General features: G+C 62.9%; 9 protein-coding genes. 7 read left to right on the top strand and 2 right to left on the bottom strand.

Annotated features, from left to right (window positions below):
• Positions 1-125: 125 nt before the first annotated feature.
• Positions 126-893 carry a GGDEF domain-containing protein gene (locus J9889_RS19110; RefSeq protein WP_246878133.1) on the bottom strand — a complete coding sequence of 256 codons (768 nt, stop codon included), beginning with the start codon at positions 891-893 and terminating at the stop codon, positions 126-128.
• 306 nt (positions 894-1199) lie between these two features.
• Here J9889_RS19110 and recN point away from each other — a divergent pair, with 306 nt between their 5' ends.
• From recN to J9889_RS19075, 7 genes are all read left to right on the top strand, one after another.
• Positions 1200-2864, top strand: a complete 1665-nt coding sequence (gene recN, locus J9889_RS19105) for a DNA repair protein RecN (RefSeq protein ID WP_210557740.1) — start codon at positions 1200-1202, stop codon at positions 2862-2864.
• 471 nt (positions 2865-3335) lie between these two features.
• Positions 3336-3776, top strand: coding sequence for a universal stress protein (locus J9889_RS19100; RefSeq protein ID WP_042864170.1), 441 nt, complete (start codon positions 3336-3338; stop codon positions 3774-3776).
• 194 nt (positions 3777-3970) lie between these two features.
• Positions 3971-5134: an efflux RND transporter periplasmic adaptor subunit gene (locus tag J9889_RS19095; RefSeq protein ID WP_210557737.1), complete on the top strand. Its 1164-nt coding sequence runs from the start codon at positions 3971-3973 to the stop codon at positions 5132-5134.
• Positions 5131-7149: a MacB family efflux pump subunit gene (locus J9889_RS19090; RefSeq protein ID WP_210557735.1), complete on the top strand. Its 2019-nt coding sequence runs from the start codon at positions 5131-5133 to the stop codon at positions 7147-7149. Before J9889_RS19095 ends, J9889_RS19090 begins: the two co-directional genes overlap by 4 nt.
• The gene (locus J9889_RS19085) at positions 7146-8519 is read left to right on the top strand and encodes a TolC family protein (protein WP_210557733.1); all 1374 of its coding nucleotides are present in this window, start codon (positions 7146-7148) and stop codon (positions 8517-8519) included. Before J9889_RS19090 ends, J9889_RS19085 begins: the two co-directional genes overlap by 4 nt.
• A 132-nt stretch (positions 8520-8651) precedes the next feature.
• Positions 8652-9458 (top strand): siderophore-interacting protein, encoded by an 807-nt coding sequence (locus J9889_RS19080; protein WP_210557731.1) that lies wholly within the window; start codon positions 8652-8654, stop codon positions 9456-9458.
• A gap of 251 nt (positions 9459-9709) precedes the next feature.
• Positions 9710-10816 (top strand): 3-deoxy-7-phosphoheptulonate synthase, encoded by a 1107-nt coding sequence (locus J9889_RS19075; protein ID WP_210557729.1) that lies wholly within the window; start codon positions 9710-9712, stop codon positions 10814-10816.
• A gap of 124 nt (positions 10817-10940) precedes the next feature.
• Here J9889_RS19075 and J9889_RS19070 read toward each other — a convergent pair.
• On the bottom strand, positions 10941-11079 hold a 139-nt coding region (locus tag J9889_RS19070), incomplete at its 5' end, for a transposase (RefSeq protein WP_210537942.1).

Genomic DNA, 11079 nt, shown 5'->3' with positions numbered 1-11079 from the left:
GCGCTTTGGTGGCATCCATGAATATCGACTGGGAGAAGCTCCGCCACAAGTAACGGAGCTAACAGGAGACCAGCAGATCATTTTGGAGGTATTGGGTGAGCGCTATCGGCAAATTTATTCCTAAATCAGGTGCGGAATGTCGGATCGATGTCCAGGACCACCACGCAGCGCGTCTGGCCAGGCGTAGCCCCCTCTCCCTGCCTGAAGAGACCGCGCCGATTGAGCACCCCGGTGAGGGGATCCCGCTCCGAGAGCGCCAGCAATGCCTCCTCCGTCTCCACATAGGCCACCAGAGGCAGCAGCAACACCGAGCCGATGGTCAGCACCATGTGCATGAAGAAAATGAGATCGAGCCAACCTCCGTCTCCCATCCGCCCTTCGGCTCCCAGCAAGAGCAGCCCCCCCTGACTCAGCAGGATGGTGAAATGCAGCAGGTAAATGAGCGCCACCACATGGAGCACCCGCTTCTGTTGCCGGCCGAGAGAGACGATGAGGCAGGCGCACCACAGGTACAACATCGACTCCATCAGAGCCAGCACAATGCGCACGGGGGCGAGGCTGGACAATCCCAGATAGAGCAGCAGCAACACCGCCACGCCTCCCCTCACGGCACGGGGATGCCATGCGCGCTCGTAAAGCGCACAAAAACCGGCGAGCAACAGCAGGATGCTCATGAGCGAGACCAGGCCGCCGACCCGGATGCCCAGCGCCGGATACCCTCCCAATACCCCCAGACTGAGCAGCAGGATGGAGAGGGAGAAGAGAAAAGCGGAGAGGGACCAGTACAGAAAGTTGCCTCGACCCGGCTTCAGGGAGTGGATGAACAGCATGATCAGCCCCGACATCAGGTTGATTGCCAGGGAGATCAGCAGCAGGGTCGGGGTATGGATCATCGTGACGCATCCTTGCGAAGAGGTCTGTACACAGCCCAGGCTCAACCAGGACTGTTTCGAGTGTGTCTCAGCCAGCCACTCACCACAAGAGAGCCCCTCGAGGTGGCTTCTCGCATCGCCTCAGCCCATGCCAGGTACGCAGGTTGATTTTGCAGGCCATCTGATCGGCGTCACACCCATGCCGCGGCCTTGACATCCTTGCCCTCCCCCTGTTTCGCAAAAATCCTCCCTGCCCACTTTACTGTATATAAGACCAGTATATACTGGATGCATACACAGTAATGTTGACCCATACAGGATGAGACCATGCTGACCCAGCTGACCGTCAACAACTTCGCCATCGTCAAGTTTCTCGAACTCGATCTGCAACCGGGGATGACCTGCATCACCGGGGAGACCGGGGCGGGTAAATCCATCGCCATCGATGCTCTGGGGCTGTGCCTGGGGGAGCGCGCCGAAGCCAGCATGGTGCGCCCGGGCAGCGACAAGACCGAGGTGAGTGCCCGCTTCCTGCTGGAGGGTAATCCTGCCGCCCGGGCCTGGCTCGCCACCAACGAGCTTGAAAATGACGGTGAGTGCATCGTCCGGCGGGTATTGTCCGCCGAGGGGCGCTCTCGCAGCTATATCAACGGGGTTCCCGTCCCCCTCGCCCAGCTCAGGAACCTGGGTCAACTGCTGGTCAACGTCCACGGTCAGCACGCTCACCAGATGCTGCTCAAACCCGATTACCAGCTCGCCCTGCTGGACGGCTATGCCGGTCATCATCTGCTCCTCGACGATGTGCGCCGCCACTACCAGCAGTGGCGCCAGTTGCAAAACGAGCTCAACCGGCTCAAGGCCGAGCAGCAGCAGCGGGAAGCCCGACGTCAACTCATCGAATACCAGGTGCAGGAGCTGGACGAATTTGCCCTTCAGCCGGGGGAGTTTGAAGAGATTGAAGAGGAGCATCAGCGGCTCGCCAATGGCACCGAGCTGATGCAGGAGTGCGGGTATTGCCTCGATCTGCTCTATGACAATGAAGAGACCACCATCGCCGGTCTGCTGCAGACGGCCGTGGACAGGGCCGAGACCCTGGTCGGCATGGACAGCCGGCTTGGCAACGTGCTCGGCATGCTCAACGAAGCGCTGATCGGCGTACAGGAGAGCCACAGCGAGCTGCGCAGCTATCTCGACCGGCTGGAACTGGATCCAGAGCGCTTCAACGAGCTGGAGAGCCGCCTCTCCAAGGCCATCAACCTGGCACGCAAGCACCATGTCAAACCGGCGGAGCTGGCCCACTACCATCAGGAGCTGGCCGCCGATCTGGCCCGCCTCAACTCCGACGAAGAACGCCTCGAGGGGATGGAGGACGAGCTGGCCTCGGCCCGCCAGTCCTTCGTGCAGGCCGCCGAGGCCCTGAGCCAGAGTCGCCAGCGCTATGCCGAGGAGCTTGGCGCGAAGGTAAGCGCCAGCATGCACGAACTGGCGATGCCAGATGGCCGCTTCGCCATCGAGGTTCGACCCGATGCCCAGAGCAGCCTCTCGCCCCTTGGCATCGATCGGGTGGAGTTCATGGTCACCACCAACCCGGGTCAGCCCATCCAACCCCTTGGCAAGGTGGCTTCTGGCGGCGAGCTGTCGCGTATCAGCCTCGCCATCGTGGTGATCAGCGCCCGCAAGATCTCCACCCCGACCCTTATCTTCGACGAAGTGGATGTGGGGATCAGCGGCCCGACCGCCGCCGTGGTGGGCCGCCTGTTGCGCCAGCTCGGCGAATCCACCCAGGTGATGGTGGTCACCCACCTGCCCCAGGTGGCAGGCAAGGGTCACCAGCACATGGTGGTGAGCAAACACACCGACGGCAAGACAACGGAAACCCAGATGCAGGCGCTCACCCCGGGCGCCCGGCTCAACGAACTGGCCCGCCTGTTGGGGGGCGATCAGATCACCGACAACACCCTGGCCAATGCCCGGGAGTTGCTCGCAAGCTGACCACGGGGCGGGCGGGACATCCTCCCGTCCATGTCGGCCCTTTCAGATTGACCGAGTCATCATCGCGGTGGCCAGTTGAAGCCTCTTGCCGACGGCGCCGGCCTGGTTGACTGATGCCGTGAGCCGCAAGAAAGAACGAGGGGCTGCCCTGGCTAATCCGCGGCACGTGTCTTGATGCTCAGTCTGAGCCTGTCAGCCTGGTCATCACCCAGTCGGGCTTCCATCGCCATGGTCAGAACGCCACTCATCTTCGTTGCACTCATTCATATATCGAACGGACCCACTCCTTCATTTTCCATTCAACTCAGTCTGTTATGATGATGTAAACGGACTCGGTACCTTCAGTTGCCATCGACAGAAGATGACGCTTGATGCAAACACACCGGGTTCGTTTGAGCTGACATTTCGCGGGAAGGGAGAATGGGAGCGCGCTTCCGCCGTCTGACCCGCACCTGCCAAGGAGAACTGCTTATGAGCCCGACCAATATTGTGCTGTTGCTGGAAGGCAAGGATTACGAGCAGGAGACACTGGCCAAGGCGAGCCGTCTGGCACAAGGGCTGGGCGCCAACCTGACTTTGTTGCACCTGACCCACAGCAGCAAGACCCGTCGCAATAGTCTGTCCCTGTCACAAGAGGAGCGCAGCGCCCAGGGCACCCTGGATGCCAAGGCGATCATCAGTGAACTCATCACCCAGCTGTCTCATCCGGTGGATTACCAGTGTCTGGTGGTGGATGACGTGGTGCCGGATCTCCAGCGCTGGCTGGCCGCCCACCCCGCCGACCTCTTGCTGGTCGGCAGCCGTCATCACTGGATGGAGGGCTCGCTGGCCCGCCTGCTCCTCTACAAACTGCCCCTCGATATCCAGATCTGCCACGAGCCTCACGCCGCCTTGCTCAAAGCCGTCGGTTGACGCCACAAGACCCGCTCCCTGAGCGGGTCTTCTTGTTTCTGACGCCCCGCCGTCATCCTCTCCCAGCTTGACCACCTCCACTGCGTCAACGCCAGAACCACACGATTTCTTACACATTGCTCGCTTCTTTTTGAGGGCCATTTGCTGCACGATATGGCCCTTGCACGCCTTCGCTCGTTTCGTTCAGGTGATAAATGAAAGCTCTTCGAAAACCCGGCAAGCTCGCCCTGCTCGCCCTTGTGCTGATCCCTCTCGTCACCTGGCTGGCCTGGCCAGGCAACACACCGGACCCGGTACTGACCGCAACGGTAACCCACCAGGATGTGGAGCAGACGGTGCTCGCCAGTGGCGTACTGCAGGCCATCGAGCAGGTGGATGTGGGTGCCCAGGTCTCGGGTCAGATCACCTATCTCGCGGTGGAAGCGGGTCAACAGGTCAAACAAGGAGAGCTGCTGGCGGAGATCGATCCCCTGATCGCCCAGAACAACCTCAAGACCGCCGAAGCTGAGCTGGCCAGCCGCCGCGCCCAGCTCAAGATCAAGCAGGCACAGCTCAAACAGAACGAGCTTGCCTGGCGCCGCCAGCAGCAGATGTTTCGGCAGGAAGCGAGCTCTCGTGCGGATCTGGAGAGCGCCGAAGCCCAGCTTGCCGTCACCCGGGCCGAGCTGCAAAGCGCCCAGGCCGACATCGACAACGCCATCATCAAGGTGGAGCGCGCCAAGACGGAGCTCGGCTACAACCGCATTCAGGCCCCCATGGATGGTACCGTCGTCTCCATCGTCACCCGGCAGGGGCAGACCCTGGCCGCCAGCCAGACGGTACCGACCCTGCTCAAGCTCGCCAATCTCGACACCATGACGGTCAAGGCCCAGATCTCCGAAGCGGACGTCACCCGTGTCAAGGCGGGCATGCCGGTCTATTTCACCCTGATAGGGGATCCGGATACTCGCTACCACGGAACCCTGCGCACGGTCGAGCTGGCCCCCACCAACATCAATGAGCAGACGACCAGCACCACGGCCACCAGCAATGCGGCCATCTACTACTATGCCCTGTTCGATGTGCCCAACCCCGGCCATCAGTTGAGGGTCGCCATGACGACCCAGGTCACCATCGTACTCGGCGAGCGCAAGCAGGTACTGGCCATTCCCCAGACCGCCCTCGGCAAGAAGATCGGCGACAACGAGTACGAGGTCAGCCTGCTCAAGGCGGGGGACCAGAGAGAGATCCGCCGCATCAAGACCGGCATGAAGGATGACATCAAGATTGAGGTGGTGAGCGGCCTGACCGAGCAGGAGAAGGTGATCCTGGAGCAGGGCAAGCCGGCCCTGCACGATGAAGGGGAGATGGTGCCGTGAGCGAGCCCCTGATCCGTCTCAAGGGCATCGAGCGGCGCTACCAGAGCGGAGAGCACGAAGTGACCGTGCTGCACCCGCTGGATCTCGCCATCGATGCCGGGGAGATGGTGGCCATCGTCGGCGCCTCCGGCTCCGGCAAATCGACCCTGATGAACCTGCTGGGCTGCCTCGATCGCCCGAGCGGCGGCCAGTATCTGTTTCGCGGCCAGGATACCGCGACCCTGGATGCCCTCTCCCTGGCACGGCTGCGCTGCCACCACTTCGGCTTCATCTTCCAGCGCTATCACCTGCTGCCCCATCTGGATGCGGCCGCCAACGTGGAGATCCCCGCCATCTATGCTGGCACTGCCCGCCTTGATCGCCAGGCCCGTGCCCGCACCTTGCTGACCCGCCTGGGACTGCAGGATCGCAGCCACCACAGACCCGGCCAGCTCTCCGGCGGTCAGCAGCAGCGGGTCAGTATTGCCCGGGCGCTCGCCAACGGCGGCGAGGTGATCCTGGCGGACGAACCCACCGGCGCTCTCGACAGCCAAAGCGGCAAGGAGGTGATGACCATCCTCAAGGAGCTGCACGCCCAGGGCCACACCATCATTCTGGTGACCCACGACATGGCGGTGGCAAGCCATGCGGATCGCATCATCACCCTGCGTGACGGGCGGGTAGTGGAGGACAGCAGCCATCGGGCGACCGATGACAACGCAGCCTCCCCATCCGGGGCGCCAGCCCACCCGCTGCCAGGTGACGGCAGCCAGCTGGCCCCTCCCTCTGTCGGGCAAGATGCACAGGGCACAGGAGCCGCCGTCCGCACCGCAAGCCGGAGCTGGGATCGCTACCGGGAGGCGGGGCGCATGGCCCTGCACGCCATGCTGGCCCATCGCATGCGCACCTTCCTCACCATGCTCGGCATCATCATCGGCATCGCCGCCGTGGTCAGCGTGGTGGCGCTGGGTCAGGGGGCGCGCGCCAAGGTGATCGACAACATCAACGCCATGGGCACCAACACCATCGACATCTTCCCCGGCAAGGACTGGGGAGACGAGAAGGCCGCCAGCATCCAGACCCTGAACGAGCGGGATCTCGACGCGCTGCTCGGCCAGCCCTATCTGGAGGGGGCCAGCCCCCAGATAGCGACGTCGGGCCAGCTTCGCTATCGCAACAAGACCAGCAGCGGCAGCGTGATCGGGGTCGGCAACGACTTTTTCCGGGTCAAGGGGATGACGCTCACCCAGGGGCGCCTGCTCGATGAGCGGGACATTCGAAACCGGACGGCAGTCGCCGTGGTGGATGGCAAGACCATAGAGAGCCTGCTTGGCAAGGTGGACCCGGTCGGCCAGGTGGTGCTGGTCGGCACCCTGCCGGTGCGCATCGTGGGGGTGGTCACCCAGGAGACCGGCTTTGGCCGCAGCAGCCAGTCGGTCAATGTCTGGCTCCCCTACAGCGCCGTCATGAGCCGTCTCCTCTCCCAGCAGCACTTCACCCAGATCACCATCCGGGTCAAAGACGGCGTCCAGCCCGCCCTGGCCGAGCAGGCGGCAGTCGCCCTGCTGACCCAGCGCCACGGCGTGAAGGACTTCTTCACCTTCAGCAGCGACAGCATCGTCAAATCGGTGGAGAAGACCACCGCCACCCTGACACTGCTGGTCTCCGCCATCGCGGTGATCTCCCTCATCGTCGGCGGCGTCGGAGTGATGAACATCATGCTGGTCTCGGTGGTGGAGCGCACCCGGGAGATAGGGATCCGCATCGCCGTCGGCGCCCGCCAATCCGACATATTGCAACAGTTCCTCATCGAGGCGGTGATGGTCAGCCTGCTGGGGGGGCTGCTCGGTATCGGCCTCGCCCTGCTCATCGGCGCTCTCTTCTCCCTGCTCGTGGAAAGCTTCCAGATGCGCTTCTCGCTTTTCTCCATCCTGATGGCCTTCGGGTGCTCCTCCCTCATCGGGATCCTGTTTGGTTACCTGCCCGCCCGCAATGCGGCCAGGCTCGATCCGGTGGAGGCACTGGCGAGGGAATGACGATGCACAACCTATCAAGGCTCGGGCTAAGCCTGATGCTCACCGCCAGCCTCGGTGCCTGCAGCCAGCAGAGCACCTATCACAGACCCGATCTCGACGTGGCGCCAGCATGGCAGCAGGAGAGCCGGGGTCTCACCGTGCAGCAGGCAGGCCCCTGGTGGCAGGGATTCCAGGATCCTGCGCTCGATCGCCTGGTCGAGGCGGTGCTGGCCGCCAACCCGGACATGCGGGTGGCCGGGCTCAAGCTCAAGAATGCCCTGCTCGGCGCCGATCTGGCTGACACCAACCTCACCCCCTCGGTCAGCGCCAATCTCGGGGCCAGCGGCACCAAGAACATGAAAGATGGCAGCGCCAGCAGCAACCTGGGCCCCTCCCTCAACCTCAGCTACGAAGTGGATCTCTGGGGCAGACTGGCCGCGGCAAGGGATCAGGCGAGCTGGGAGGCACAAGCCAGCGAACAGGATCTGGCCGCCACCCGGTTGCTGCTCATCGGCAAGACCCTGGAGCAATACTGGCAACTGGCCTACCTCGGCTCGGCCATGACCCTTAGCACCCAGCAACTGGCCAATCTGGAGCGCATTGAACGCCTGACCCACGCCAAATACGAGGCGGGCGCCGTGACCCGACTCGATCTGGTACAGGCCAGCCAGCAGAAGGCGGGCAAGCAGGCGGAGCTCGCCACCCTCACCCAGCAACGGGCACAGGCGGGCAATGCTCTTCGCCTGCTGCTGGGCCGCAGCAGCGGGCCGCTCGCTGACGCTCCCGACGCCCTGATCATGGGCCCGATCCCGTCCCTGGCGGCCGGCATTCCCGCCGATGTGCTGGCCCGGCGGCCCGATGTGCGCGCCGCCGAACTCAGGCTGCGCAAGACCCTTGCGAGGGGAGACGAGATCCGCACCGGCTTTTATCCCACCCTGAGCCTGACCGGCGGTGCCAGCACCACCTCGGATACCCTGACCCAGGTGCTGCAAAATCCAGTCGGCACCCTGGGCGCCACGCTGGCGCTCCCTTTCCTCGAGTACAACAAGACCCGGCTCTCCATCGCCAGCGCCAACATCGACTACCAGATTGCCGAAACCGAGTTTCGCAAGCAGCTCTATACCGCGCTGCTGGAAGTGGAGGATGGCCTGGCCGCCCGTCAGCAAGGGGATCAGCGGCTGCGCTATCTGGAGCAGCAGAGGGCCTATGCCCGGGAGGCCGAAAGGCTCGCAAGCGCCGGTTTCCTGGCCGGAGCCACCGGGGTGCAACCCTGGCTGGATGAGCAGAACCGCCTGTGGGATGCCGAGCTCGCTCTGCTGGCACAGCAGCAGGCCCAGCTCAACAACATGGCAGGCATCTATCGGGCGCTGGGGGGAAGCGATCGAACCTGACCCAGGCAGAGAGTGTGGAATCGCGATGGACGTCCCGAGGAGGTCAATCGCGACCCATTCTGCCCACAAACCAATTGATAATAGTTTTCATTTCATCAAGAATGGGCGCCATCATCAGCCAGGAGTATGCCCATGTCTCAACCCGCCCCGGCCAATCGCCCCCGCCTGCTCACCGTCAAGCATGTTCAGGATGTGAGCCCACACCTGCGCCGAATCTGCCTGACCAGCCCCGAGCTTGTGGACTACCCCTCCAGCTGTGGCGGTGCTCATGTCAAGATCATGCTGCCCCGACCGGGTCAGCGCGAGATAGTGTTGCCCACCCCCACCGACAAGGGGCCTCGCTGGCTCGATCCCGCCCAGAAACCCGTCATTCGCACCTTCACCATACGCGCGTTTCGCCGGGAGGCGCTGGAGCTCGACATCGACTTCGCCCTGCACGGCGAGGCCGGCCCCGCCAGTCGTTTCGCCCTGCACGCCAAACCGGGTGACAGGCTCGCCATCTCGGGCCCGGGCGGTCCCGACCCCATGCTGCAAACGGCCGAGCACTATTACATGGCGGGGGATCTCACCGCCCTGCCCGCCATCAGCGCCATGGTGGAGGTGATGCCGGCCCATGCCCTCGGCCATATCGCCCTGCTGGTCCCCCATCAGGACGACGTGCAGGATCTGTCGCTGCCGGCCGGCGTCGACCTGCGCTGGTTCGTGGGCAATCCGGAGCAGGCCGCGACCCTGGTGGCGCATTTCACCGCCCAGCCTATGGTCGCCGAGGGGAGCTATTTCTGGTTTGGCGGGGAAGAGAGCTTGGTCGTGCCGCTGCGCCGCCACGTCAGACGCGCCCTGGATGCCGAGCGCCAGCGGGTCTACGCAGTCCCCTACTGGCGCAGCGGCAAGGATGAAGACGCCTACCATCAGGACAGGCACGCCGTGATGGACAGCTGATCCCCTCTTTATCTTGTCACTGGCGGGCTTCTTCCCTCGGGGAAGCGGCCTGCTTTTGCTGCGGTTCCCCCGCCATCGTTCTCTCTCCCCCCATCTTCGCCTGGCGATTTCATTGCACTTGCATTTGAGACAAACACCAAGATAATGACAATCATTCTCAACAACTGCGATAAGCCGTGAATCTGTCTGCTCCCAACAGGATGCCGCATACGGGTTCCCCATCGCACACATGCACAGCAAGGTAACTCCAGATGGCAGTTTTGAATTCGGTCATGCGCGCCTTCGCCATAGAGGCGCTACCCACCCCTGCCGAGCTGCTGGCGCAGCACCCCTGTCCGGCCGACATGGCCCGGCACATCGACAACCAGCGCCATCAGGCACGCCGGATCCTGGCAGGTGAAGACGATCGCCTGCTGGTCGTGATTGGCCCCTGCTCCATCCATGATCCCGTCGCGGCCCTGGACTATGCCGGACGGCTGCCACGACTCGCCACCGCCTATGAAGACAGCCTTCAGATAGTCATGCGAGCCTATTTTGAAAAGCCGCGCACCACGGTGGGCTGGAAGGGGCTGGTCTTCGATCCGCACCTGGACGGCAGCAACGACATCAATCGGGGATTGCATCTGGCACGCCAGGTGCTGCTCGACATCAATGGACTGGGGCTCGCCACCGCCACCGAATTCCTCGACACCACCAGCTTTCTCTATCTCGCCGATCTCGTCAGCTGGGGCGCCATCGGGGCACGCACCACGGAGTCTCAGGTCCACCGGCAATTGGCCTCCGCACTGCCCTGCCCCGTGGGATTCAAGAACGGTACGGACGGCAATATCCGGGTCGCCATCGATGCCATCCAGGCCAGTACCGCCTCCCATCTCTTCACCGCCCCCGGCAGCCAGGGCGGCATGGTAGTGATCAAGAGCGAAGGCAATCCCGACGGCCATATCATTCTGCGTGGCGGCACCCTGCCCAACTACCACCAGAGCGATGTGGCGGAGGCAGCAGACCGCCTCACCCGCCAGGGACTCCCCCCTCGCCTGATGGTGGATTGCAGCCATGGCAACAGCCAGAAGCTGCACACGAACCAGCTGAAGGTCGCCAAAGAGCTCTGTCGCCAGCTGAGCGAAGGGAGCCAAGCCATCGCCGCCGTCATGGTCGAGAGCTTCTTGCTGGGAGGAAACCAGAAACCGGCTCCTCTGGGTGAGCTGCAATACGGTCTGTCAGTGACCGATGCCTGCCTCTGCTGGGAAGAGAGTGAACACCTGCTTGCCATGCTGGCAGAGGCGGTCCAGGCCCGTCGCCGCACCCGGAGAAAATACACACACGCCGTTCAGTCTGAACTCGGACAACCCGTCATCTAGCATTCGGTTTATTTGTTTGCCACCAATCCGTGTCTGCCTCATCCGCACATTGTCCGGCATCGTGCGGATATATCGCAGAAGAGCGGTGTCAAACAGACCATAAATAGAGGGGATAAATTAAGGTTCATCGCGGCTTTCCGGGGAAGGCCGCCTTGATTTTCAGAAAAAAGTATTCTGAGTCCCTAAATCCATATGCCATGCGCTTTATCACTTTGATCTTGTTGTTCACCCCTTCCAGCACACTCGTGTGCATCGGGTAGTTT

It is taken from the genome of Aeromonas sp. PrichA-15 (assembly GCF_017939245.1).
Classification (GTDB): Bacteria; Pseudomonadota; Gammaproteobacteria; order Enterobacterales; family Aeromonadaceae; genus Aeromonas; species Aeromonas caviae.
This window is presented reverse-complemented; position numbering and strand designations above follow the sequence as displayed.

Coding starts and splice junctions, on each gene's coding strand:
- J9889_RS19110 (WP_246878133.1), bottom strand. CDS start 893: ATGATCCATACCCCGACCCTGCTGCTGATCTCCCTGGCAATCAACCTG.
- recN (WP_210557740.1), top strand. CDS start 1,200: ATGCTGACCCAGCTGACCGTCAACAACTTCGCCATCGTCAAGTTTCTC.
- J9889_RS19100 (WP_042864170.1), top strand. CDS start 3,336: ATGAGCCCGACCAATATTGTGCTGTTGCTGGAAGGCAAGGATTACGAG.
- J9889_RS19095 (WP_210557737.1), top strand. CDS start 3,971: ATGAAAGCTCTTCGAAAACCCGGCAAGCTCGCCCTGCTCGCCCTTGTG.
- J9889_RS19085 (WP_210557733.1), top strand. CDS start 7,146: ATGACGATGCACAACCTATCAAGGCTCGGGCTAAGCCTGATGCTCACC.
- J9889_RS19080 (WP_210557731.1), top strand. CDS start 8,652: ATGTCTCAACCCGCCCCGGCCAATCGCCCCCGCCTGCTCACCGTCAAG.
- J9889_RS19075 (WP_210557729.1), top strand. CDS start 9,710: ATGGCAGTTTTGAATTCGGTCATGCGCGCCTTCGCCATAGAGGCGCTA.